Origin of the sequence: Massilia sp. UYP11, assembly GCF_050434805.1 — a bacterium.
In the GTDB taxonomy this organism is placed as follows: domain Bacteria; phylum Pseudomonadota; class Gammaproteobacteria; order Burkholderiales; family Burkholderiaceae_D; genus Telluria.
Map to the genome: position 1 here is coordinate 118,123 of NZ_JBNDJE010000009.1, position 23,638 is coordinate 141,760.

The following is a 23,638-nucleotide window of genomic DNA, read 5'->3' on the forward strand; positions in this document are numbered from 1 at the left end:
CCATGCGGTCAGATGAGTGAGTCCAATGTAGGGCGGCGCCAGAACTTGCGCTGCGCCAGCGCGCTCGTCGTGTAGTCGGCGAGCGCCTCGCGGCTGCTCAGGACCAGGCGCAGTTCGCGCACCCGGCCATCCTTGAGCGCCGCCAGCAGCGGCGCGAACAGTGCGTCTTCGAGGTGCTGCATGCCCTGCAGCCAGTCGCTCCAGTCGGCGGCCAGCGCGGCCTGGCCCAGGTTGCCGGCGACCAGCAGGCCGCCCTGCGCCAGGACGCCGTCCAGGTCGTCGAGCGACGCCAGGCGCTGCTGGCCCAGGGCGGCCAGCCAGCCGGGGACGGCGTATGTGTAGGTGGTCATCTTCGTCGAGGGCGGCTGCCCCTGCACACTCGCGCCCCAGACCCAGAAGGCGTTCACCACCGGCAGCCGGCGCGCCTCGCGCGCGGCGTTCACCGGGTGGGCATGCCAGGCCATCTGCACCTCGTTCTGCAGGCGCCGGAACGCTTGCGCCCGGGCGCCCTTGGGCATGAAGTCGGTCAGGTCCATATTGGCGACGGTGTCCGGGCTGGCGGTGTCGAAGCCGGTCCAGTCGTCGGCGCGCAGGAACCAGGTATGGGCATCGCCATAGCGCAGTGCGTGGCCGGTCTCTTCGCACAAGACCCGGGCGGCCTCGAACAGCGCGCGGCCATCCTCGTCGTCCAGGCTCACCTGGCGCGCGTCGGCCATCATCAGGTGGCTGCGCGCGATCTGGATGTGGGCCGGCGTGACGATATGCCAGCGGCCGGGACCGGGTTCGAACCCGAAGCCGCGCATGGCGGCGCCGGCGAACGGGGTGGGGCCATCGTCGGCCAGGCCGAGTTGGCGCGCCAGCCAGGTTTCGTGCGGCAGGGCGTGGGCGGCGTCGGCTCCGGGGGCGCGCCGGGCGCTCGAGGTGCGCGACAGCAGCGCGGCCAATGCCGGCGCCTGCAGGGCGCGGACCAGGTCGGGGGCGAATTCGGGGAGCGGGAGGGCGAACGGCAGGACAAGCGTAATATGAGCCATCCCGCTATTTTAGGCCAAAACCGGCCGGTCGGCGGGTTCGATCTCGGCTTGCCGCCAGGTGTTTGCACATGGGTTTTTGATAATTGGCGCCACAAAAGTGGTTTGTCTGGCAAACTGCCGGGTTGGCGCAGCCAAAAGAACAAGAACCGACAGGATTGTATGAGCATCACCCACAAACTTCCGTACGAATGGCAGATCGGCCTGCGCTACACCCGCGCCGGCAAGCGCAGCGGCCGCAACAGCTTTATCTCGTTCATCTCGATGGCGTCGGTGGCCGGCATCGCCCTCGGCGTGGCCGCCCTGATCGTGGTGCTGTCGGTGATGAACGGCTTCCAGAAGGAAGTCACCAGCCGCATGCTGTCGATGCTGGCCCATGTCGAGATCTTCGATGCGCGCGGCGCGATGCCGGACTGGCGCGCCGCCAGCAGCGCGGCGCTTGGCCACCCCGAGGTGCGCGCCGCCGCCCCTTTCCTCGATGCGCAATCGATGCTGCTGGCCGGTGGGGTCATGAAGCCGGCCCTGTTGCGCGGCGTCGAGCCGGCGCAAGACGCCAACGTGTCCGACGTCGCGCAGCAGATGAAGGAAGGCAGTATCGAATCGCTGCGTCCCGGGTCCTATAACGTGGTGCTGGGCCGCGCGCTGGCCAGCTCGCTTGGGGTCGAAATGGGCGACCGCGTCTCGCTGCTGGTGGCCAGCAGCGGCATACTGGGCGGCGCCAGCGCGCCCGGCGAAAACGCCCTGCCGCGCTCGCGCGCGTTGACCGTGTCGGGCATCTTCGAGGCCGGTCACTTCGAATTCGATTCCACGCTGGCGCTGGTGAACATCCGTGACGCCGAGACCGCGACCGGGGCCACGGCGCCGCTCGGCCTGCGCCTGCGCCTGGCCGACCTGCAGCAGGCGCCGCGCGTGGCCTACGAGCTGCAGCAGTCGATGGCGGGCGACCTGATCATGCGCGACTGGACCAAGGTGAACACCGTGTGGTTCGCCGCCGTGCAGTCGCAAAAGAACATGATGTTCATTATCCTGACGATGATCGTGGCGGTGGCCGCCTTCAACCTGGTCTCGACCCTGGTCATGACGGTCAAGGACAAGCAGGCCGACATCGCCATCCTGCGCACCCTGGGCGCTTCGCCGCGCGGCATCATGAAGATCTTCATCGTGCAGGGCACGCTGGTGGGCATGCTGGGCGGCCTGCTCGGCGTGGGCCTTGGCGTTTTGGTGGCGCTGAACGTCGACGTGATCGTGCCGGCCATCGAGCGCGTGCTCGGCGTGCACTTCCTGTCGCAAGAGGTCTACCTGATCAGCGAAATGCCGTCCGAGCTGCTATGGCGCGACGTCGGCTGGATCGGGGGCGTGGCCGTGGTGCTGGCGTTCCTGGCCACGATCTACCCGAGCTGGGCCGCGTCGCGCGTCAAGCCGGCCGAGGCGCTCAGGTATGAATAACGCCGACTCCGTCATCACCAATCCGATCATGGGAACACATGAGCATCATCCACAAACTGCCGTATGAGTGGCAGGTCGGCCTGCGCTACACGCGGGCCGGCAAGCGCAGCGGGCGCAGCAGCTTCATCTCCTTCATTTCGCTGATCTCGGTGGCCGGCATCGCCCTCGGCGTCGCGGCCCTGATCATCGTGCTGTCGGTGATGAACGGCTTTCAAAAGCAGGTCACCGACCGCATGCTGTCGGTGCTGGCCCATATCGAGGTATTCGACGCTTCCGGCAGCCTGCCCGACTGGCGCGCGTCGGCGCAGGAGGCGCTGCGTAACCCCGCCGTGCTGGGCGCGGCGCCGTTCGTCGAGACCCAGGGCCTCTTGGTGCGCGACGGCGTGATGCGCCCGTCGATCGTGCGCGGCGTGCTGCCGGGCGAGGAAGACAAGGTCTCGACCGTGGCGCGCCAGGTGCGCGCCGGCAGTTTCGACGCCTTGAAGCCCGGCAGTTTCAACATCGTGCTGGGCTATGCGCTGGCGCGTTCGCTCGGCGTCGGGCTGGGCGACAAGGTCACCATGGTGCTGGCCCAGGGCCAGGTCACGCCCGCCGGCATGGTGCCGCGCACCCGCAGCTTCACCGTCGCCGGCATCTTCGAGGCCGGCCACTTCGATTTCGACGCCGCGCTGTCCTTCATCCACGTGGAAGACGCCCAGCGCCTGGAGCGGCTGCCGGCGCCGTCGGGCCTGCGCCTGCGCATCGCCAACGTGCGCGAGGCGCCTGAAGTGGCCGAGCAGTTAAGGAACCAGATGAGCGGCGCGAAGGAGGGGACGCTCACGGTGCGCGACTGGCCCAAGCTCAACGCCAACTGGTACGCTGCCGTACAGACCGAAAAAAAGATGATGTTCATCATCCTCACCCTGATCATCGCGGTGGCCGCCTTCAACCTGGTCTCGAGCCTGGTGATGACGGTGACCGAGAAGCAGGCCGACATCGCGATCCTGCGCACGCTGGGCTCGTCGCCGCGGTCGATCATGAAGATCTTCATGGTGCAGGGCGGCGTGATCGGCGTGCTGGGCACGCTTGCCGGCGTCGGCATGGGGGTAGCGGTGAGCCTGAACATCGATGTCATCGTTCCGTTCATCGAACGTTTGCTGGGAGTGGAGTTCTTGTCCAAAGATATATATTTGATCAGTACCGTGCCATCCGACCTGCATGGGCCGGACGTCGCCGTCATCGGCGTCATCTCGGTGCTGCTGGCGTTTGCCGCCACCGTTTATCCGAGCTGGGCCGCATCGCGTGTGAAACCGGCGGAGGCGCTTCGCTATGAGTGATGCATTCAACGGCGCGCCGGTGCTCGCCTGCCGCGGCCTCGGTAAAACCTTCAGGCAGGGCGACGCCGACGTGCGCGTCATCGACGGCATCGATTTCGCCGTCCACCGCGGCGAGCGGGTCGCCATCGTCGGCGCCTCCGGTTCCGGCAAATCGACGCTGCTGCACCTGCTGGGCGGCCTGGATACGCCGAGCAGCGGCTCGGTGACCCTGCACGGCGAGGATTTCGCCAACCTGTCCGAGGCGCGCCGCGGCGAACTACGCAACACGGCATTGGGCTTCGTCTACCAGTTCCACCACCTGCTGCCCGAGTTTACGGCGCTCGACAACGTCATGATGCCGCTCTTGATCCGGCGCGAACGGCGCCCGGTGGCCATGGAGCGTGCGCAGGCGATCCTGGAACGCGTGGGCCTGGGCCGGCGCGTGGCGCACCGTCCGGGCGAACTGTCGGGCGGCGAGCGCCAGCGGGTGGCGCTGGCGCGCGCGCTGGTCACCCAGCCCGCATGCGTGCTGGCCGACGAACCGACCGGCAACCTCGATCACACCACGGCGCAGATCATCTTCGACCTGATGCTCGAACTGTCGCGCACCCTCGGCACCGCCTTCGTGATCGTCACCCACGACATGGAGCTGGCGCGCCGCTGCGACCGCGTGCTGCGCATGACCGAGCACGGCCTGCAGCCGGCCCAGGGCTGAGCGATGTGGATCGACACCCACGTTCACCTGGACGCGCGCGAATACGGCGGCGACGGTGCGGGGGTCGCGCGCAAGGCGCAGGAAAGCGGCGTGTCGATGATCGTGATCGTGGCGGTCGAGCGGGGCAACTTCGACGCCGTGGCCGGCCTGGCGCACGCCAGCCCGAACGCCTGCTATGCGCTCGGCATCCACCCGATCTGCGTGCCGCAGGCGCAGGACGACGACCTGGCCCATCTGCGCACCCGGGTGGAGCAGGCGATGAGCGACCCGCGCTTCGTGGGCATCGGCGAGATCGGCCTGGATTTCTTCATCCCGGAGCTGACCGCGCCGGCCATGCGCGACAAGCAGGAGCGGTTCTTCCGCGAGCAGCTGCGCATCGCGCGCGACTTCGGCCTGCCGGTCTTGACGCACGTGCGGCGCTCGCAAGACCAGGTGCTCAAGCACCTGCGCCAGATTCGCCCGCCATCGGGAATCGCCCATGCGTTCAACGGCAGTTTCCAGCAGGCGCAGAATTTCATTGAGCTCGGGTTCCACCTGGGATTCGGCGGCAACATGACCTTCACGCGCGCGCTGCAGATCCGGCGCCTGGCGGCCGAGCTGCCCCTGGCGTCCATCGTGCTCGAGACCGACTCGCCCGACATCGCGCCGAGCTGGATTCATCCGGGACGCAACAGCCCCGATCAACTTCCGGGCATCGGCGCCACCCTGGCCGAGCTGCGAGGGATCGGGGTGGAGGAGGTGCGCCAGGCAGCGTTTCAGGCATCGATCGCCGCAATCCCCCGTCTTTCCGGGCTGTGTGGCGTCATATAGACGACCGTCAGCGTTCCGGGAAGTTCAGCCGATCTCACTCGACAGTTGCTGACACGCCCCAAATCCCGTAGTTGCCCGCTGTGACAAGATGTGCTTCCTCATGAATAAATACCGGACGGGAGACACACTTGGACAGCGCGAGCGAATTCCTGCGCATGCTGCAGCACGAGAAATCGCTGACGACGGCGCACCGGCCGATCCGGCTGCGCCTGGGCCACGCCGACCACCTCGCCGATGAAGTCCTGCTGCCGCAGCGGGTGAGCGGCAGCGAATCCGTCTGCGGCAGCCTCGAATACGTCGTCACCTGCGTCGCCTCGACCCCGCGCCTGCCGCTCAAGGAACTGATCGCGCTGCCGGCCGAAATCCAGTTCGTCACCGACCGCGGCCAGCTGCGCGGCGCCTGCGGCATCGTGGCCGAGGCCAGGGCCGGCGATTACGACGGCGGCCTGGGCGTCTACCAGCTGGTGATCCGCGACGCGCTGGCGATCATGGAAAAGCGCGTCAACAGCCGCGTGTTCCGCTACCAGAACGAACTCGAGATCGTGCGGGTGTTGTTCGACGAATGGCGCCAGTCGAACGGCGTGCTGGCCAGCGCTTTCGAATACGAACTCGATCCGCTGTTCGACATGCGCCAGTTCCCGCCGCGCGAACAGACAATGCAATACAACGAATCCGACGCCGCTTTCGTGCGCCGCCTGTTGCGCCGGCGCGGCGTGGCCTGGACCTTCCGCCCCGGCCATGCGCGCACCCGGACGCTCGAGGTCGAACGCGACACTTCGCCGGTGCACACGCTGGTGCTGTTCGCCGATGCCGACTCGCTGCCGCGCAACGGCGCCGGCACCGTGCGCTACCACCGCGGCGGGGCCAGCGAAGAGCGCGACACCATCGCGTCCTGGAGCGCCGCGCGCCGCCTGCAGGCGGGCAGCACCACGCGCCACAGCTGGGACTACCGCAATCCGCTCGGCACCCAGTTCATGACCTCCACCGCGCGCAGCATGGCCGACCAGGGCCGCAGCGGCAACCAGCTCGCCGCCAGCCTCGACGACTACCAGGTCGAGATGCCGCATGCGGGCAACGACGTCGAAGACCACTGGCGCCTCGGCCAGGTGCGCATGAACCGCCACGAATTCGAAACCAAGTGCTTCCACGGCGAGGGCAATGTGCGCGACCTGCGCGCCGGCGAATGGTTCACCCTGAGCGGCCACCCGGAGATCGACACCCACCCGGCGGCCGAGCGCGACTTCACCATCACCGCGCTGCACGTCGAGGCCGAGAACAACCTCCCGGCTGACGTCTCGGCGCGCGTGCGGCGCCTGATGGGCGCCTGGGCCGACGCCGACGCCTTCCCGGACGCCGCGCCATCGCTGGATACGGTGCGGGTGCGCGTGAGCTTCGACGCGGTCCGGCGCGGCATCCCGCTGGTGCCCAGCTTCGACCCGCGGGTCGACTTGCCGCATCCGCAGCTGCAAAGCGCGATCGTCACCGGCCCGCCCGGCGAAGAGGTGCATTGCGACGCGCTGGGCCGGGTCAAGATCCGCTTTCCCGGCATGCGGACCAGCGACCACCGCCATGCGCACGGCGCCGGCGCATCCGACACGCCGGCCGATTCGGCCTGGGTGCGTGTGGCGTCCAACTGGGCCGGCGCCGGACCGGGCAGCCAGCAGCAGGCCGGCACGCTCGGCCTGCCGCGCGTCGGCACCGAGGTGCTGGTGGCCTTCATGGGCGGCGACCCCGACCGGCCGGTGATCCTGTCGCAGCTGTACAACCAGCGCGCGCAGCCGCCGGCGCTGAGCCGGGCGGGGGACTTGCCGGGCAACCGCTATCTGTCGGGGATGCGCAGCCGCGAGATCGGCGGGGCGCGCGGCGGCCAGCTGCTGTTCGACGATACGCCGGGCCAGATCGGAGTGCAGATCGCCAGCGAGCACGCGGGCTCCGAACTGAACCTCGGCTGGTTGACTGAGCCAAGGTCGAATGGCCAGGGCGGCGCGCGCGGCGAGGGCGCCGAGCTGCGCAGCGACAAGGCGGTGGCGCTGCGCGGCGGCGAAGGCATCCTGCTCAGCGCCGGGGGCAAGCAGGACGATGCCGGCGCCCAGCTCGAACGCGCCAGCCTGGTCGGGATCGCGGAGGCGATGCACGGCGTGCTGGACACGCTGGGACGACTGGCGGGCGACCATGGCGAGAACGAAGAAGCCAGGCCGCGCCTGGATGCGCTGGCCGAACGGCTGCGCCACTGGCACGACGGCTCGAACGTCGCGCCGGGCGCCGATGCGGGCGCGGGCGGCGCGCCGATGGTGGCGGTAAGCGCCCCGGCCGGGGTGGTGGTCGCGAGCGACGACAGCATCGCCCTCGGCGCCCAGACCAAGGTCGACATCGTCTCGACCGGCGACGCCGAACTGGCGACCGGCCGCAGCCTCTTTTTGCGCGCCTCGCGCGCGCTCAGCATGTTCGCCTATGAACTGGGCATGAAGCTGATCGCCGCCCGTGGCGACATCGTGGTGGAGACCCACCGTGGCGACATCGAGATCAAGTCCTCGAACCGTATCCGCCTGATCGCCGCCACCGGCATCGAGCTGGAAGCGCCATCGGTGAAGGTGGTGTCGCAGGGCACCCAGACCGACTGGGACGGCGGCACCATCACCCACCAGAGCAGCGGCAAGCACGTGGTCAGGGCGGCCTCGGTGGAGCATCTGTCGCCGGGCACAGGCACGCCCGCCGGCCTGCGCCTGCCGGCGACCGAACTGGAAACGGACGAGCGGGTGGTCGTGATCGACCGCCAGACCAATCTGCCGGCACGGGGCAAGCGCTACATCGCGCGCCACGAAGACGGCACGCGCATCGAGGGCGTCACCGACGACGAGGGACGCACCAGCATCCTGAGCAGCTACGCCATGGGCGATATCGAAATCCGTCTGTTGCCCGATGACGAACCGAGCGAACCCGGTGCGGGCCGGGCATGAAGGAGCCGACCCGACCAATTCCCCAGCCAACTGTCGACCGCGATGGAAGCCTGGTGGCACATACCGTCGCGACGCCGACGGCCTTCAAGGTGAGGGCCAGGGTCACGATTGGGTCGCGCAAGGTGATTCCGGTGATCCTTGTACCCGGCATCATGGGATCCAATCTTCGAGCCCGTGCCAACATGAGAGTCCGGAAGGACGATATTCTCGCACCCGGCGAGCCGGCCTGGAGACCACCGAACGGCGTCGTTGAAGGTTTTTGGGAGGCACGAAAGTGGGCGGAGCGCTCCCCTTCCGAACGGCAGCGCATTCTCGATGCCAGCATCCTTGAAGTCGATCCGGATGGCGAGTTGGCCTTTGGCCCTAGCAATGTCGACCCTCGGATGCTACGGGAGCGGGGATGGGGAGAGGTGCATGCCGGCTCCTACGGCGCCCTCCTGATCGACCTGCAGAGGCACCTTGACAAGACATTTCAGGTATCTCCGCGTGGCGAGCGGGAGATTCGTCATTTCTGGCTTCGGGTCATGCAGTCCCAAGCGGGATCTTGGGGTGTGCGCAGTATCGAGAAAGTGACCGAAGCAGAACTCGAAAAATATGCAGCCTATCAGTATCCAGTTTATGCCTTCGGCTACAACTGGCTTGAATCATGCGAGAAATCGGCGCGCCGATTGCGTACACGTATTGATCAAATCAAGAAATTTTGGACCGAGCGAAAACACGAATGCGGGAAGGTGATCCTGATAACGCACTCCATGGGGGGGCTGGTCGCGCGGGCCTGTGCGCGACTGAGTTCGCCTGGTGACGGTAGCGCGCCCGATATCGCGGGAATTATCCATGCAGCCATGCCCGCGCTCGGCGCTCCTGTCACCTATCGGCGCATTGCATGCGGCACGGAAGGTGGGCGCTATACCAATGGGCTTGGGGACAATCTCAAGGCAGGAGCCGTGGCGGACATTGCAGGTGAAAGCGCAGCAGATACGACTCCTGTGATGGCTCTCTCGCCAGGGGTGCTTCAGTTGTTGCCAAACCACCTCTATCCCAAGCCTTGGCTCGTCATTAAGACGATTCGATCGGTAAATCGGCGCGACGATGTGCGTGATTTGCTTTCACTCCCGGATGGCAATCCATACGACCTCTATCGCGACATGAAGTCCTGGTACCGCATGATCGACCCCGATCTCGCGGATCCGGCCAGACGTTTCGAAGATTCCGAGCGTAGTGTCGTTGATGGCATATCGGATGCCATTCGAGAAGCTGAATATTTTCATACCGAACTACTGACTTCACAGGACGGTAATAAGGCGCAGACACCTTACTATCACCCGAATACCTATGCCTTTTACGGTGCAGACAAGTCTCTGAAGGCATATGGACAGATTCGATGGGTTGCCCGGGAACCCTCGGTGAGTCCTGCAGCGCTTACGCCATCAAGTATTCGCAAGGGAAACCTCAAGTCAATCACTGAGCAAGGCTCCCGCGAGGTGTACATCGGTCAGGACTTGCAGTTGCGCTTTTCGGTTTGGCCCGAAGATGCATATGGAGACGAAACCGTACCGGTGCAATCCGGTGCCGGCCCCGCTGCACATATACGGCAGATGTTCGCGCCGGCAGGACTGCGTCATCAAGATACCCTCCAGCCCGAGACAATGCGCCTCCTGATACGGCATCTCATCGTCAAGATCGTACAGGACGTCCAATGAAGCGGAGTCGCGGTCGGCGTGTCCGTTGGGTATGTGGGCTCACGGCAGTCGCGCTGGCCCTGACATCGTTCCTTGCGAATTCGGTGCAAACGGTGCATGACAAGCAGAAGGTGGCAAAAATGACGGAAAAAATGAGAACAGTTTGCGTCGGCCGTTTTTTGATAGATCTACCTGCTGATGCGCCGGTGAAAATTAGATACGGATCTGTTGGTGGCTTGGATATCGAAAGTACCACCGTCGAGTCGGATGAAGAGTTCGCATCCCGGTTGCGTCAGACCGAAATCGAAATGGCAGAAGCTATCAATAGGGAGGGGCGCCCCAGCTTGGAATCCAGCAAGGAAATCGCAGTAAACGCCGGCCAGGGAAAAACTTTTATATACAACCGTCGGCGAACGAAGGTGCTGGAAGATCATGGATTCGCCTTCAGCGAAAATGTCGCTCTCCTCAGCTTGCTGCGATTTCCAAACCTGAGCATTACTGGTGAAATCGAATGGGTGGCACCCCGTAATATTCCGAGAATAACAAGCATCCTGAACTTTATTCGACCGCTCGGAGAAGGAGAGATTCCTCGTGAGAGCGGTTTCTGCGTTGGACACGCAATTGTCCTGGATCCTTACGAGCACAACAATCGCGAAAGCGCGGTCATGTTCGCTGGGTTGCCGGGCCATCCGGATGTGAACATCGTTCTCTCTTCCATGGCGGGCACGCGCCCCGCGCCAGGGCTGCTCGAACGAAATGCAAAGGCAGCGGCGCGCGAGCCCCTTTTTATGCGACTGGCGTTCAGCAACTTACGTGAGCATAAGCGCGCCATCAATGGGCTTGATGGAGAAGAACTGGTGATGCGCATACGTGAGCCAAGTTTTACCACAGGCTACTCATTCCAGTGGGAGGCGACAGGAAGGCCGGATGATGTCTACACACCGACGTTAAAGCTGGAGCTTGAGTCCGGGGTGAATCCAGTTGCCGGTGGAAAGCCTCTCCAGTCGACGCTGTCCGAAGAGGCCATGTTCGAACTCTGGGAGAGCATCGTCAACAGTATCCGTTTGCGGCCTTACGTGGAGCGGACGGGGGCCGTGGCCGAGGAGCCTCGCGTCGCGTTGGGAGCAAGTGCTCTGGCGGGAGAAGTCTGTCCTCAGACTGGTTGGTGGCAATGTGCCGACGGCGGCACTGGAGTCACAGTCCTCGGTGGCCAACGTCAATTCATCAAACAGGGCCAGTTCATGCCGCAGGCACTGCTTCTACCGCAGCAGACGATGTGGCAGCGGTTACGGGGTGTACAACCAAGTTATGAGAGCAAGAACTCGACGCTGTGGGCGCTGGTCGACAGGCGGCGAAGTACTCGAGTCTTGCATCATAGCGGGCTCGAACAGGCGCTGGCGTCTCCAGAGTTTCTCGTCCTCGCGGCGGGAGGACACCCTACTGGAAGTTTTGAGGCGCCGATTGGTAGTGTTGTGAAGACAGGTGCCGCCTGTCCAGCCAGCGGATGGTGGCGATGTGAAGATAGCCATGCGCTCGATGGTACCCGCTGGTTTGCAGCCGGGAGCTTGCTTCCCGCCGCGACTTTTCGCGCGCAGTTCGGTGGCCGGGGTGGCGGGCACTCCGAACTGATTCATCGGCGCAGTGCTTGGCAACTGGTACGTCATGTCGATGCCAATCCATTCCCGGAAATCACACCGGACGAGTCGAAACCACAAGGTACAGGTGGCGACTCAACAGTGTAAAGATTGGCGGCTGAGAATGGCCATTCACGAGCTGCTATGGCCGTACCTGCAGTCATTTGTTACCGCAGTTCCTGGCAGCCGGTAACTAATTCCTGTGCACCAAGGGTGCCGACATGGATAAGGTGAGCGGCTAGCGGCCATGTCACAGCGAGAAATGCACATGAAATGGATCACTCGACGCAGGATTGGATGGATTTGCTTGATGGCGGTACTCTCGACAGTCCTGGTGTTCGGGACGCACCGGGCGTTGCAGAACGATAGGGACCGCAGCGCGATCTTACGGCTCACGGAGAACATGCATGCCGTGTGCGTGGGCCGCTTCCTGATTGACTTGCCTGCCGATGCGAACATAGATGTACGCCCGGGTTTCGTTGGAGGGTTCAATATAGAGAGTTCTGCCAATGAAACTGAAGAGGAATTCGATACCCGGCTCAATGCGCTGGAATCGCAAATAGTCGCCGTCGGTGTCGGAGAGCAGCCACCACATCTCGAGACAGCCAAGGCATTCGGCGTAGGCGACGCACGAGGAAAGGTCGCTGTATATGACAGGCGACGAGGACAGACCGTAGAAGACGGTCGCCTCGCGGATATCGAAGACGTCAGCGTGACAGGTGTTCTCCGTATCGACGGACTGAGTGTAACGGCAAGTGCGACCCATCGGCCCCTGGATGTGGGGGCGCGGCTTGAGCAGACGTTTGGACGAGTTCGCGCCTTGAATTCAGGAGAAATTCCCTCAGAGGAGGGCTTTTGTATCAATCGAGCGATCGTACGCGATCCATTCGAACATAGAGGCAATGAGAGCGTTGTGCTCGTTGCCAGCTTGCCTGGTCACCGCGACGTCAATATCGTACTGTCATCCATCGCAGGGACCGATCCTGCGCCGGGCTTGCTTGAGCGGCATGATAGAAACAGGGCGCGCCATCCTGTGCTCATGCGGCTTGGCTTCGAATATCTTCGTCAGCGTCCTCGTACCATCAACGGTTTGACTGGCGAAGAGCTCGCCATGCGAATCCGCGAATCGAACTTGACGACCGGATATTCATTTCAATGGGAAATGGCAGGCAAAAAGAATGATTTGTACGCTCCACTACTGTTGATCGAGCTCGAGTCCGGGGTGAATCCGGTCGCTGGTGGCCGTCCCGTTCAATCGACCCTCTCGCAGGCAGCCATGCTCGATCTGTGGGAGCGCATCGTGAGCAGTATAAGAGTGCGTCGTCCGGAGACTGCAGAGCCCTTGTCCCCTGAGCCACGCGCCAAGAGCCACCCTGGCATGCGGCGCACCGAATCATAACGCGGCCCAGTCCATGCGAAGCGCGATCCTCGCGTTCGCCACCGGCGCCGCCGCACTTCAACTTCAGCCCGCGCTGCCGCCGGCGAGCATCATGCTGGCTGGCGCAATCACGACAATCGCCACATGCCTTCTGCTGCGCGGCCTGCCCCGCGCAATCACGTCCGGCCTCCTGCTCGGCTTCTTCTGGGCCGCCTCCTGCGCCCACCTGGCCCTGCACGACGCCTTGCCGCACCACGACGAAGGCCGCGACATCACCGTCACCGGCATCGTCGCCAGCCTGCCGCACCGCTTCGACGGCGGCGTGCGCTTCCAGTTCGACGTCGCGCGCACCGAGACCCGCGACGCCACCGTCCCGCCCAGGATCGTCCTGTCCTGGTACGGCGCCGCCGCCGCCGATCCCGCCTTCGTCCATCCCGGCGAACGCTGGCGCCTGGTGGTTCGCCTGCAGCGCCCCCACGGCAACGCCAACCCCCACGGATTCGACTACGAAGCCTGGCTGCTGGAGCAGGGCGTGCGCGCCACCGGCTATGTGCGTCCCGCAGGCAGCCGGAACCAACGTCTCGCCGACTGGTCCCCTGGCGTCGGCTACGCGATCGAACGCGCGCGCGGCTACCTGCGCGCGCGCATCCTGGCCGTCCTCGACGGCCAACCGTATGCGGGCGTGATCGTGGCCCTCGTCATCGGCGACCAGCGCGGCATCGACCAGGACGACTGGGACGTCTTCAACCGCACAGGCATCAGCCATCTGGTGTCGATCTCCGGCCTGCACATCACGATGGTGGCGGGGCTCGCGGCGTGGATCGTCGCCAGCCTGTGGCGCCGCTCGTTCTGGACCGACGCCCAGCTGCCGCTCATCCTGCCGGCCCAGAAGGCGGCCGTTCTGGCCGGGGCGACGGTGGCGCTGATGTACGTGCTGCTGGCCGGCTTCGGCGTGCCGGCCCAGCGCACTTTCTACATGCTGGCCGTGGTCGCGAGCGCCGTATGGTGCGGCCGCATCGCTTCCAGTTCGCACGTCCTGTGCCTGGCGCTCGGCATCGTCGTGCTGCTCGATCCCTGGGCCATGCTGTGGCCCGGTTTCTGGTTGTCCTTCGGCGCGGTGGCCGCCATCCTGTATGCCTGCAGCGGGCGGCTCGGCGAACGAACGCGCGGCTGGCGCGCGGGGCTGCTGGTGGCGGCGCGCACCCAATGGGCCGTCACCATTGGCCTGGCGCCGCTGACACTGCTGCTGTTCGGCCAGGTGTCCCTGGTCAGCCCATTGGCAAATGCGGTGGCGATCCCCGTCATCAGCCAGTTCGTGACGCCGCTGGCGCTGGTCGGCAGCATCCTGCCGTCGCCGCTGGCTGGCCTGGTCCTGGGCACGGCCCACCTGGGCATCGAGTTGCTGGCGTGGCCCCTGCAGCGGCTGGCCGCGCCCGCGCTGGCTGTATGGACGGCGCCGGCGCCGGCGCCCTGGATCCTCGGGCTGGCGCTCATCGGCACGGCATGGATGCTGGCGCCGCGCGGCTGGCCGCAGCGCTGGGCCGGCTTCGCGGCCTGGACGCCGCTGCTGACGCAACTGCCGACGGCGCCGCCGCCCGGCGCGTTCACCGTCACCGCCTTCGACGTCGGCCAGGGCATGGCGCTGCTGGTCGAAACCCACCGCCACCGGCTGCTGTACGACACCGGCCCGCAGTACGCGCCGGGCGCCAGCGGCGCCACCCGCGTCATCCTGCCTTACCTGCGCGGGCGCGGCATCGGGCGGCTCGACACCCTGGTGGTGTCGCACAGCGACCTCGATCACGTCGGCGGCGCCGACGCCGTGCTGCAGACGCTGGAGGTGGGGGAGGTCAAGTCGTCGCTGCCGCCCGCGCACCCGTTGCTGCGCCTGGCGCCGCACCGGCAGCGCTGCCTGGCCGGCCAGGGCTGGGAGTGGGATGGCGTGCGCTTCGAGATGCTCGCGCCCGACGCCGCCAGCTACGCCAATGCGCGCCTGAAGGCCAACGCGCGCAGCTGCGTGTTACGGGTGAGCGCCGGCGGCAAGGCGATCCTGCTGGCGGGCGACATCGAGGCAGCGCAAGAGGCAGCGCTGCTGCGCCTGGGCGCGCCGCAGTTGCGGGCCGACGTGCTGCTGGCGCCGCACCACGGCAGCGGCACCTCGTCGACCGCATCCTTCCTGCAGGCGGTCGGGCCGTCGCTGGGCATCTTCCAGGTCGGCCATCGCAATCGCTACCGGCATCCCAAGAAAGAGGTCTACGCGCGCTACGCCGAGCACGGGATACGGCGCCTGCGCACCGACGAGCGCGGCGCCGTCACGCTGCGCTTCGGCGCCGCACTGCAGGTCGAGACCCATCGCGAGACGCACGCGCGTTATTGGCACGGCCGCTGACGTCTTGTGGGCTCACGCCTGCGGCAACGTGATCGTCACCCGCAGTCCGCCACCCTCGCGGTTGCGCGCCACGATCGCGCCGCCATGGGCCTGCACCACGCGCTGGGCGATCGCGAGCCCCAGGCCGTGGCCATCGGTGCTGGCGCCGGCGCGCGCTGCGCCGGCGCGAAAGAAGGGCTGGAATACCGCCCCCAGGTCCGCCGGCGGGATGCCCGGCCCCCGATCGAACACGTCGATGCGCGCCAGGCCGTCGCCGGCGCTCACCGCGACGGTCACGGCGCCTCCGCCGGCGCCGTGCTTGGCGGCGTTGCGCACCACGTTTTCCAGGGCGCTCCACAGCAGGTCGGGGTCGCCGGTCACGCCGACGCTGCTTTCGGCCTCGACCAGGAAGCGCATGGCGATGCTGGTTGTCGGCCCATCGCCCGCCTCCTGCTGCGCAGCCTCGAAGCGGGCGTCGGCCACGATGCCGTCCGCCAGCTCGGCCAGGTCGACCGGCTCGCGCCGCAGCGCGTCGGGCAGGGCTTCCAGGCGCGACAGCGTCAACAGCTCGCCGATCAGCTTGTCCATGCGGTTGCTCTCGCGCTCGATGCGTTCGAGCGTGCTCGCGAACTTGTCCGGCTGCTGGTGCGCCAGCCCGACCGCGGCCTGCATGCGCGCCAGCGGCGAGCGCAGCTCGTGCGAAACGTCGTGCAGCAGGCGGCGCTGGCCGTCCATCAGGGCACGCAGGCGGCCGCTCATGCGGTCGAAATCGCGTCCCAGGTCGCTCAGCTCGTCGCCGCCCTTGGTGGCGCGCCCGAAGCGCGGCGCCAGGTCACCGGCGGCGGCGGCCTCGAAGGCGCTGCGCAGGGCGCGGATGGGGCGCGAGAAATACCAGGCCAGCAGGGCCGCGAACAGCAGGCTGGCCACGACCGCGGCGCCGATCACGACGGTCTGCCCGATGCGGCGGCGCGCGCCGGGGTCGAGCGCCGGCGTCAACGGATCGGGCGGTCCGCCCCGCGCTCGTTCCGGCCGCCCGTACCGGCGCGGCACGAACGCGAGGTATTGCGCGCCGTCGGGGCCGACCAGGCGCCGCGCGCCGCGCTGTTCGCCGTTGCCGAGCTGGCGCTCGGCTTCCTTGAGCAGCTCGGCCGGCGCCGCGCGCCCGAGCAGGTCGCGGCGCCCCGCGTCCAGCACGTACAGCTGCGGGCGCCGCAGGTCGGCCAGCAGGCCGCGCAGCGCCGCTTCGCCGCCGTAGCGCAGGGTGGCGGCGGCCGCGTCGAGGGCGACTGCGGCCGGTGGGCCGGAATCGAGGCTCGAGCTGGCCTTCTGGCGCGCCTGGTCGCGCAGCCAGAAGGCGCCGCCGATGGCAATGGTGGCGGTCAGCTGCGCCAGTAGAATGCAAAGGAAGAACTTCCAGAACAGCCGCCCCATGCTAGTCCCGGATCAACTGGTAGCCCTGGCGGTAGATGGTCTGCAGGCACGAGCGGCCGTCCGCCAGCGGTCCGAGCTTGTGGCGCAGGCTGCTCAGGTGGACGTCGATATTGCGGTCGAAGCGCGCCAGCGGCCGACCCAGGCCCTGTTCCGACAGGTCGCTTTTGCTCACCGGCTTTCCGGCATTGCGGGCCAGTACTTCCAGCAGGTTGAACTCGGTGCTGGTCAGGTCCAGTGGCTGGCCGTCCCAGGTGGCGCGCCGCCCCTCGGGATGCATGGTCAGCTTGCCCACCGTGAGGGCAGCGCCCGGGCTGCTCTCGGGCTGCGCCTGGGTGCGGCGCAGGATGGCGCGCACCCGCGCCGTCAGTTCGCGCGGCGTGCATGGCTTGGCCACGTAGTCGTCGGCGCCCAGTTCGAGGCCGAGGATGCGGTCGGCGTCGTCGCCGCGCGCGGTCAGCATCAATACCGGGATGCGGCTTTCGGCGCGGATCCGGCGCAGCGCATCGATGCCGCTGGCGCCGGGCATCATGACGTCGAGGATGGCGATGGCGTGGCGGCCGCTGAGCGCTTCGCGCGCGCCATCCTCGCCGTTGTGGACGCAGGCGACCCTGAAACCTTCCCGTTCGAGGTATTCGGCGAACATGCCGACGAGTTCGACGTCGTCGTCGATCAGCAATACTTGGTTCATGGCGACAGGATAGCGCAGTCGCGCGCCGCGGTCTCTTGCGCATGGCGCGGCTTTACCCGGATTTACCTCCTTGGGGCGGTCTTGCACCACCCGCCACACCACGCCGGCAGCGTGCACCACCTGGCGCGTATCGGTGACGCCAGCGGCGAGTTCTTTGGCGACGGCACGGCGCTGCAGATGGCGAGCGTAACAGGCAATGCGGCCAAGGGCCATACCGCCGGGCCGCTTGTAGGCGTTTCCTTCTAAAGGCGGACCGCCTGGCGGCACTGGACATTACAATGGGGCGCTCCTGCATTCGATCGCGCCCGCACCATGTCCAGACCCCTCCTTCATTTCGCCCACGGCAACAGCTACCCGGCCGGCACCTACAACCGCCTGCTGGCGCAGCTGCGCGAGCACTACGACGTGCGCACCCTTGACATGCACGGCCACGATCCGCGCCATCCGGTCGCCGACGGCTGGGGCGCGCTGGTCGACGAACTGGTCGAGCACCTGGAAGGCTACGGCCGGCCGGCGATCCTGGTCGGCCATTCGCTGGGCGGGATGCTGTGCATGCTGGCGGCCAAGCGCCGCCCCGACCTGGCGCGCTGCGTGGTGATGCTCGATTCGCCCGTGGTGGCGGGCTGGCGCGCGCTCGGCTGGCGTCTGGCGAAGCTGGCCGGCTGGGGCGAACGGCTGTCGCCGGCGCGCTTCGCGCGCAAGCGCCGCGAGCTGTGGCCCAGCCGCGACGCCGCCTACGCGCATTTCAGCGCCAAGCCGATCTTCCAGGCATGGGCCCCGGGCGCATTGGACGACTACCTGGAGCACGGCCTGGCGCCGCATCCGCAAGGGGTGACCCTGCGCTTCCGGCGCGACGTCGAGTCGGCCATCTACCAGACGCTCCCGCATCACATGGACGCCGTGATCCGCGAACCGTTCCCGGTGCCGGTCGGCTTTGTCGCCGGCACCCGCTCGGAAGAGATGCGCCAGGCCGGCATGGCCGCCACCCGCAAGCTGGTGGGCGAGAACCTGGTGATGATCGAAGGCGGCCACCTGTATCCGCTGGAGAAGCCGCAGGAGACGGCGCGCCTGGCGCACGCGATGATCGGGCGCCTGCTGGCCGCGCCTTCGCGGCCCTAAGTACTCACCCGTCAATAAATGTGTTTTTGGCTGCCAGAACCGGCGCGTTGCTGCGTTGGCTCCAGCTTGCAGTGCTCGCACTGCGGCGCAGTTCCCGCCTTGGACCGCATCGGCAAGCCGCACCTCCGGTTCTGTTTGCCAAAATTCACATTTATTTCCGGTTGAGTACTTAGCCTACTGGCGGTCGAGGGGCTTGGCCTGGTTGTCGAACGCGTCGCGCGCGTCGCGCGCGCCGACGGTCTTGACCGTGCGGTCGCCGCCGCCTTTTTTCGGGATGCGCGAGCCGGTCAGGGATTCATCGTCGACCCTGGCCGCGATGGCGGGCGCCGCTGCGGCCGGCGGCGTCGGCTGTTCGGTGGTCGGCGCGGTCGTGCATGCGGCGAGGGTCAGGACAAACACGCCGATCACGGCCCTGGTCAGGTGTTGCATGGGGATCTCCATCGAAGTGGGTAACTGATGGTATTCACAATTTCGCTCGTCCGCAATCTATATTGACAGGCCGGCCATCGGGGACCATCACCGGCGTTGCCATTTCGCGTAAAATCGCGGGATTTTCTCCCTGCTGGAAACCGACAATGACTATCAAGAGCGACAAATGGATCCGCCGCATGGCGGAAAGCACCGGCATGATCGAACCGTTCGAGCCGCAGCAGGTACGGGAGCAGGACGGCCGCCGCATCATCTCGTTCGGCACCTCCTCGTACGGCTACGACATCCGCTGCGCCGACGAATTCAAGGTGTTCACCAACATCAACAGCACCATCGTCGACCCGAAGAACTTCGATTCGAACTCCTTCGTCGACGTCAAGAGCGACGTCTGCATCATCCCGCCGAACTCGTTCGCGCTGGCGCGCACCATCGAGTACTTCCGCATCCCGCGCAACGTGCTGACCGTTTGCCTCGGCAAGTCGACCTACGCGCGCTGCGGCATCATCGTCAACGTGACGCCGTTCGAGCCGGAGTGGGAAGGCTACGTGACCCTCGAGTTCTCGAACACGACCCCGCTGCCGGCCAAGATCTACGCCGGCGAAGGCTGCGCCCAGGTGCTGTTCTTCGAAAGCGACGAAGTCTGCGAGACCTCGTACAAGGACCGTGGCGGCAAGTACCAGGGCCAGCGCGGCGTGACCCTGCCGAAGACCTGATCGTTGTTCTGGCATTCCTGGCGCGCCGCGCGCCAGGTGTCGCGGCGTCGGCGTCGCTGGTGTGCATGCTGCGACGAGACGCAAAGAAAAAGGCCCGGTATCGCTCCGGGCCTTTCGCGGCGGGTAGCGGCCCGCGCCGCTACGGACGCCGTCAGGCGTCCTGCATCACGCAATCGACGAAGTAGCCGCGCTTGCCGTCGACCTCGCGCTTGACCAGGCCGTGGACGTCGGTCTCGAAGCCCGGGAAGCGTTCATTGAAGTCGCGCGCGAAGCGCAGGTAGTCGACGATGGTCTTGTTGAAGCGCTCGCCCGGGATCAGGAGCGGGATGCCCGGCGGGTAGGGCGTCAGCAGGATCGCGGTGATGCGGCCTTCCAGCTCGTCGATCGCCACGCGCTCGATCTTGCGGTGCGCCATGTTGGCGAAGGCGTCCGACGGCTTCATGGCCGGGATCATGTCCGACAGGTACATCTCGGTGGTCAGGCGCGCCACGTCGCGCGACTTGTAGAAGCCGTGAATCTCGGTGCACAGGTCGCGCAGGCCGCGGGTCTCGTAGCGCGGGTTGGCCGAGGCGAACTGCGGCATCGCGCGCCACATCGGCTGGTTGCGGTCGTAGTCGTCCTTGAACTGCTGCAGCGCCGTCACCAGCGTGTTCCAGCGGCCCTTGGTGATGCCGATGGTGAACATGATGAAGAACGAGTACAGGCCGCACTTCTCGATGATGACGCCGTGCTCGGCCAGGTACTTGGTGACGATCGAGGCCGGGATGCCGGTCTCGCCGAAGTGGCCCGACAGGTCCAGGCCCGGGGTCACGATGGTGGCCTTGATCGGGTCGAGCATGTTGAAGCCCGGCGCCAGGTTGCCGAAACCGTGCCAGTTTTCTTCGGCGCGGATCATCCAGTCGTCCTGGGTGCCGATGCCTTCTTCCGAGAATTTATCCGGGCCCCAGACCTGGAACCACCAGTCGTCTCCGAAGTCCTCGTCGACCTTCTTCATCGCGCGGCGGAAGTCCAGCGCTTCCAGGATCGATTCCTCGACCAGGGCGGTACCGCCTGGCGCTTCCATCATGGCCGCGGCGACGTCGCACGAAGCGATGATCGAATACTGCGGCGAGGTCGAGGTGTGCATCAGGTAGGCCTCGTTGAAGGCATCCTGATCGAGCTTGACCGATTCGGATTCGCGCACCAGCACCTGCGACGCCTGCGACAGGCCGGCCAGCAGCTTGTGCGTCGACTGGGTCGAGAAGATCATCGACTCCTTGGCGCGCGGACGGTTCTGGCCGATCGCGTGCATGTTCTTGTAGAAGTCGTGGAAGGTCGCGTGCGGCAGCCAGGCTTCGTCGAAGTGGAGGGTGTCGATCTTCCCGTCCAGCATTTCGCGCAGGGTCTCGACGTTGTACACCACGCCGTCGTAGGTCGACTGGGTGATGGTGAGGATGCGCGGTTTCTTGTTGACGGCGTCGCGCGCGAACGGATTCGCCTCGATCTTGCGGGCGATCGATTCGGGCGTGAACTCTTCGAGCGGGATCGGGCCGATGATGCCCAGGTGGTTCCGGGTCGGCATCAGGAACACCGGGATCGCGCCGCACATGATGATCGAGTGCAGGATCGACTTGTGGCAGTTGCGGTCCACGACGACGATGTCGCCTGGCGCCACGGTCGAGTGCCACACCATCTTGTTCGAGGTGGAGGTGCCATTGGTCACGAAGTAGCAGTGGTCGGCGCTGTAGATGCGCGCGGCGTTGCGCTCGGACTTGGCCACCGGGCCGGTATGGTCGAGCAGCTGGCCCAGTTCCTCGACCGCGTTGCAGACGTCGGCGCGCAGCATGTTCTCGCCGAAGAACTGGTGGAACATCTGGCCGATCGGCGACTTCAGGAACGCCACGCCGCCCGAGTGGCCCGGGCAGTGCCACGAATAGGAGCCGTCGTAGGCGTAGTTGACCAGCGCCCGGAAGAACGGCGGCGCCAGGCTGTCCAGGTAGGCCTTGGCCTCGCGGATGATGTGGCGCGCCACGAATTCCGGGGTGTCCTCGAACATGTGGATGAAGCCGTGCAGCTCCTTCAGGACGTCGTTCGGAATGTGGCGGCTGGTGCGCGTCTCGCCATAGATATAGATCGGGATGTTGGCGTTCTTGTGACGGATTTCCTTCACGAAGGCGCGCAGGCCCGTCAGCGCGAAATCGGTCTCTTCGAGCGAGCCGCCGCCGAATTCCTCGTCGTCGATCGACAGGACGAAGGCCGATGCGCGCGATTGCTGCTGGGCGAACTGGGACAGGTCGCCGTAGCTGGTCACGCCGACCACCTCCATGCCTTCCTGTTCCATTGCGGCCGCCAGGGCGCGAATGCCGAGACCGGAGGTGTTCTCCGAGCGGAAGTCCTCATCGATGATGACGATAGGGAAACGAAATTTCATGGACAGCTCCAAAACGAAGCGCCGTGGAAGCGGCAGGTCCTCGGCGGATGGTTCCGACAGGAGCTGGCCGCCGCGCACGGCACCGTAGAAAAATGAGAAGCGGATTTTCGCAGAAAACACGGCTCCCGGTGCAAGTTTTTTTTGCTAGGTTAGCCACTGTCCCGCAAGGGTGGCGCACTCTAGCCGAGCCGGCGTCCGGCGCGCCGGATGCCCTTGGTGAGCAGCGTCGCCGCTGCGCTCACCGGGCGCCCTTGCGTTCGTAGGTCACGAAGGCATAGTCGAAACCCTGCTCGTCGGCGCGGTGGGTTTCGCGCGCGGTCTCGACCCACACGTCCGGGTCGATCGGCGGGAAGAAGGTATCGCAGCGGAAGGCGTGGTCGATGTGGGTGACGATCATGGCGTCGGCGACCTCCATCGCCTCAATGAATACCTGGGCCCCGCCGATGATGCTGGCCGGCTCGCCGTCCAGCAGCGCGATGGCGGCGTCGAGCGAGGCCGCGCTGTCGACGCCTTCGTGCGACCAGCCGGCATTGCGGGTGACCACGATGTTGCGGCGCTTGGGCAGCGGGCGCCCGATCGAGTCGAAGGTCTTGCGGCCCATGATGATCGGTTTGCCCAGGGTGACGCGCTTGAAGTGCGCCAGGTCGGCCGGCAGGTGCCAGGGCAGCTGGTTGTCCAGGCCGATGCCGTTGTTGGCGTCGACCGCGACCACGAGGGTCAGGTGGGGTGCGCTGTTCATACGGCCACCGGCGCCTTGATCGCGGGATGCGGATCGTAGCCCGTGATCTCGAAGTCCTCGAAGCGATAGTCGAACAGCGAGTCCGGCCGGCGCTTGATCTCGAGGCGCGGCAGCGCGCGGGTCTCGCGCGACAGCTGCAGCTCGACCTGTTCCATGTGGTTCGAATACAGGTGGCAGTCGCCGCCGGTCCAGACGAAGTCGCCCACTTCCAGGCCCGCCTGCTGGGCCATCATGTGGGTCAGGATCGCATACGAGGCGATGTTGAAGGGCACGCCCAGGAAGATGTCGGCGCTGCGCTGGTACAGCTGGCAGGACAGCTTGCCGTCGGCCACGTAGAACTGGAACAGGGCGTGGCAGGGCGGGAGTTTCATGGCCGGCACGTCGGCCACGTTCCAGGCCGAGACGATCATCCGGCGCGAGTCGGGCGTGGTGCGGATCTGGTCGAGCACCTGCGTGATCTGGTCGATGTGCGCGCCGGACGGCGTCGGCCAGCTGCGCCACTGATAGCCATAGACCGGACCGAGGTTGCCCTCGGCATCGGCCCATTCGTCCCAGATGGTCACGCCGTTGTCCTTCAGGTAGCCGATATTGGTCGAGCCCTGCAGGAACCAGATCAGTTCATGGATGATCGACTTCAGGTGCACCTTCTTGGTGGTCAGGAGCGGGAAGCCTTGCTGCAGGTCGAAGCGCATCTGGTAGCCGAACACCGAGCGGGTGCCGGTACCGGTGCGGTCGGTCTTGATGGCGCCATGCTCTTTCACATGGCGCATGAATTCGAGATATTGGCGCATTGCATTATGGG

The 23,638-nt window shown here is 66.1% G+C and carries 19 protein-coding genes; 12 read left to right on the forward strand and 7 right to left on the reverse strand.

The annotated features are described in order from the left end of the window. Window positions 1-8: 8 nt before the first annotated feature. Window positions 9-1,031 carry a hypothetical protein gene (locus ABIB38_RS14515; RefSeq protein WP_429204872.1) on the reverse strand — a complete coding sequence of 341 codons (1,023 nt, stop codon included), beginning with the start codon at window positions 1,029-1,031 and terminating at the stop codon, window positions 9-11. Window positions 1,032-1,190: 159 nt separating this feature from the next. On the opposite strand from ABIB38_RS14515, the gene ABIB38_RS14520 reads away from it, so the two are divergent. From ABIB38_RS14520 to ABIB38_RS14560, 9 genes are all read left to right on the forward strand, one after another. Then, window positions 1,191-2,474 (forward strand): lipoprotein-releasing ABC transporter permease subunit, encoded by a 1,284-nt coding sequence (locus ABIB38_RS14520; RefSeq protein WP_429204874.1) that lies wholly within the window; start codon window positions 1,191-1,193, stop codon window positions 2,472-2,474. Window positions 2,475-2,512: 38 nt separating this feature from the next. After that, window positions 2,513-3,790, forward strand: coding sequence for a lipoprotein-releasing ABC transporter permease subunit (locus ABIB38_RS14525; protein WP_429204876.1), 1,278 nt, complete (start codon window positions 2,513-2,515; stop codon window positions 3,788-3,790). Further along, window positions 3,783-4,484, forward strand: coding sequence for a lipoprotein-releasing ABC transporter ATP-binding protein LolD (lolD, locus tag ABIB38_RS14530; RefSeq protein WP_429204877.1), 702 nt, complete (start codon window positions 3,783-3,785; stop codon window positions 4,482-4,484). The genes ABIB38_RS14525 and lolD overlap by 8 nt, the downstream gene beginning before the upstream one ends. Before the next feature lie 3 nt (window positions 4,485-4,487). After that, on the forward strand, window positions 4,488-5,294 hold the full coding sequence (locus ABIB38_RS14535) for a TatD family hydrolase (protein WP_429204879.1): 807 nt from the start codon (window positions 4,488-4,490) through the stop codon (window positions 5,292-5,294). A gap of 128 nt (window positions 5,295-5,422) precedes the next feature. After that, window positions 5,423-8,251, forward strand: coding sequence for a type VI secretion system Vgr family protein (locus tag ABIB38_RS14540; RefSeq protein WP_429204881.1), 2,829 nt, complete (start codon window positions 5,423-5,425; stop codon window positions 8,249-8,251). Continuing rightward, entirely contained in the window at window positions 8,248-9,951 is a 1,704-nt protein-coding gene (locus ABIB38_RS14545; protein WP_429204883.1) for a lipase/acyltransferase domain-containing protein, read from the forward strand. Before ABIB38_RS14540 ends, ABIB38_RS14545 begins: the two co-directional genes overlap by 4 nt. A gap of 92 nt (window positions 9,952-10,043) precedes the next feature. Beyond that, on the forward strand, window positions 10,044-11,672 hold the full coding sequence (locus ABIB38_RS14550) for a T6SS immunity protein Tli4 family protein (RefSeq protein WP_429204884.1): 1,629 nt from the start codon (window positions 10,044-10,046) through the stop codon (window positions 11,670-11,672). Window positions 11,673-11,832: 160 nt separating this feature from the next. After that, window positions 11,833-12,963: a T6SS immunity protein Tli4 family protein gene (locus ABIB38_RS14555; protein ID WP_429204885.1), complete on the forward strand. Its 1,131-nt coding sequence runs from the start codon at window positions 11,833-11,835 to the stop codon at window positions 12,961-12,963. Window positions 12,964-12,976: 13 nt separating this feature from the next. Continuing rightward, complete coding sequence (locus ABIB38_RS14560; RefSeq protein WP_429204887.1) at window positions 12,977-15,328, forward strand: DNA internalization-related competence protein ComEC/Rec2; 2,352 nt, start codon at window positions 12,977-12,979, stop codon at window positions 15,326-15,328. Window positions 15,329-15,340: 12 nt separating this feature from the next. Here ABIB38_RS14560 and ABIB38_RS14565 read toward each other — a convergent pair whose 3' ends face one another. Both ABIB38_RS14565 and ABIB38_RS14570 read right to left on the reverse strand, forming a co-directional pair. Next, on the reverse strand, window positions 15,341-16,738 hold the full coding sequence (locus ABIB38_RS14565) for an ATP-binding protein (protein WP_429204888.1): 1,398 nt from the start codon (window positions 16,736-16,738) through the stop codon (window positions 15,341-15,343). 1 nt (window position 16,739) lies between these two features. After that, window positions 16,740-17,426 (reverse strand): response regulator, encoded by a 687-nt coding sequence (locus ABIB38_RS14570; protein ID WP_429204889.1) that lies wholly within the window; start codon window positions 17,424-17,426, stop codon window positions 16,740-16,742. Window positions 17,427-17,507: 81 nt separating this feature from the next. Between ABIB38_RS14570 and ABIB38_RS14575 the strand changes: the two genes are divergently transcribed. Together ABIB38_RS14575 and ABIB38_RS14580 are read left to right on the forward strand one after the other, a co-directional pair. Beyond that, window positions 17,508-17,672, forward strand: coding sequence for a hypothetical protein (locus ABIB38_RS14575; RefSeq protein WP_429204890.1), 165 nt, complete (start codon window positions 17,508-17,510; stop codon window positions 17,670-17,672). Between the two features lie 66 nt (window positions 17,673-17,738). Next, window positions 17,739-18,545 (forward strand): alpha/beta fold hydrolase, encoded by an 807-nt coding sequence (locus tag ABIB38_RS14580; protein WP_429204891.1) that lies wholly within the window; start codon window positions 17,739-17,741, stop codon window positions 18,543-18,545. Window positions 18,546-18,719: 174 nt separating this feature from the next. Here ABIB38_RS14580 and ABIB38_RS14585 read toward each other — a convergent pair whose 3' ends face one another. Beyond that, a complete protein-coding gene (locus ABIB38_RS14585; protein ID WP_429204893.1) occupies window positions 18,720-18,974 on the reverse strand; it encodes a hypothetical protein in 255 nt (84 codons plus the stop codon). A 146-nt stretch (window positions 18,975-19,120) separates the two neighbouring features. Between ABIB38_RS14585 and dcd the strand changes: the two genes are divergently transcribed. Beyond that, window positions 19,121-19,687 (forward strand): dCTP deaminase, encoded by a 567-nt coding sequence (dcd, locus tag ABIB38_RS14590; RefSeq protein ID WP_429204894.1) that lies wholly within the window; start codon window positions 19,121-19,123, stop codon window positions 19,685-19,687. Window positions 19,688-19,838: 151 nt separating this feature from the next. On the opposite strand, the gene ABIB38_RS14595 is transcribed toward dcd, so the two are convergent. The 3 genes from ABIB38_RS14595 to ABIB38_RS14605 form a co-directional block, all read right to left on the reverse strand. Further along, a complete protein-coding gene (locus tag ABIB38_RS14595; protein ID WP_429204896.1) occupies window positions 19,839-22,097 on the reverse strand; it encodes an Orn/Lys/Arg decarboxylase N-terminal domain-containing protein in 2,259 nt (752 codons plus the stop codon). A 238-nt stretch (window positions 22,098-22,335) separates the two neighbouring features. After that, window positions 22,336-22,836, reverse strand: a complete 501-nt coding sequence (locus ABIB38_RS14600) for a dihydrofolate reductase (protein ID WP_429204898.1) — start codon at window positions 22,834-22,836, stop codon at window positions 22,336-22,338. Next, window positions 22,833-23,627, reverse strand: coding sequence for a thymidylate synthase (locus tag ABIB38_RS14605; RefSeq protein WP_429204899.1), 795 nt, complete (start codon window positions 23,625-23,627; stop codon window positions 22,833-22,835). The genes ABIB38_RS14600 and ABIB38_RS14605 overlap by 4 nt, the downstream gene beginning before the upstream one ends. Window positions 23,628-23,638 lie beyond the last annotated feature (11 nt).

Bases quoted from the DNA above. Each gene is read 5' to 3' on its own strand.
- ABIB38_RS14515 (WP_429204872.1), bottom strand. From the start codon at position 1,031: ATGGCTCATATTACGCTTGTCCTGCCGTTCGCCCTCCCGCTCCCCGAA.
- ABIB38_RS14520 (WP_429204874.1), top strand. From the start codon at position 1,191: ATGAGCATCACCCACAAACTTCCGTACGAATGGCAGATCGGCCTGCGC.
- ABIB38_RS14525 (WP_429204876.1), top strand. From the start codon at position 2,513: ATGAGCATCATCCACAAACTGCCGTATGAGTGGCAGGTCGGCCTGCGC.
- lolD (WP_429204877.1), top strand. From the start codon at position 3,783: ATGAGTGATGCATTCAACGGCGCGCCGGTGCTCGCCTGCCGCGGCCTC.
- ABIB38_RS14535 (WP_429204879.1), top strand. From the start codon at position 4,488: ATGTGGATCGACACCCACGTTCACCTGGACGCGCGCGAATACGGCGGC.
- ABIB38_RS14545 (WP_429204883.1), top strand. From the start codon at position 8,248: ATGAAGGAGCCGACCCGACCAATTCCCCAGCCAACTGTCGACCGCGAT.
- ABIB38_RS14555 (WP_429204885.1), top strand. From the start codon at position 11,833: ATGAAATGGATCACTCGACGCAGGATTGGATGGATTTGCTTGATGGCG.
- ABIB38_RS14560 (WP_429204887.1), top strand. From the start codon at position 12,977: ATGCGAAGCGCGATCCTCGCGTTCGCCACCGGCGCCGCCGCACTTCAA.
- ABIB38_RS14565 (WP_429204888.1), bottom strand. From the start codon at position 16,738: ATGGGGCGGCTGTTCTGGAAGTTCTTCCTTTGCATTCTACTGGCGCAG.
- ABIB38_RS14570 (WP_429204889.1), bottom strand. From the start codon at position 17,426: ATGAACCAAGTATTGCTGATCGACGACGACGTCGAACTCGTCGGCATG.
- ABIB38_RS14580 (WP_429204891.1), top strand. From the start codon at position 17,739: ATGTCCAGACCCCTCCTTCATTTCGCCCACGGCAACAGCTACCCGGCC.
- ABIB38_RS14585 (WP_429204893.1), bottom strand. From the start codon at position 18,974: ATGCAACACCTGACCAGGGCCGTGATCGGCGTGTTTGTCCTGACCCTC.
- dcd (WP_429204894.1), top strand. From the start codon at position 19,121: ATGACTATCAAGAGCGACAAATGGATCCGCCGCATGGCGGAAAGCACC.
- ABIB38_RS14595 (WP_429204896.1), bottom strand. From the start codon at position 22,097: ATGAAATTTCGTTTCCCTATCGTCATCATCGATGAGGACTTCCGCTCG.
- ABIB38_RS14600 (WP_429204898.1), bottom strand. From the start codon at position 22,836: ATGAACAGCGCACCCCACCTGACCCTCGTGGTCGCGGTCGACGCCAAC.
- ABIB38_RS14605 (WP_429204899.1), bottom strand. From the start codon at position 23,627: ATGCGCCAATATCTCGAATTCATGCGCCATGTGAAAGAGCATGGCGCC.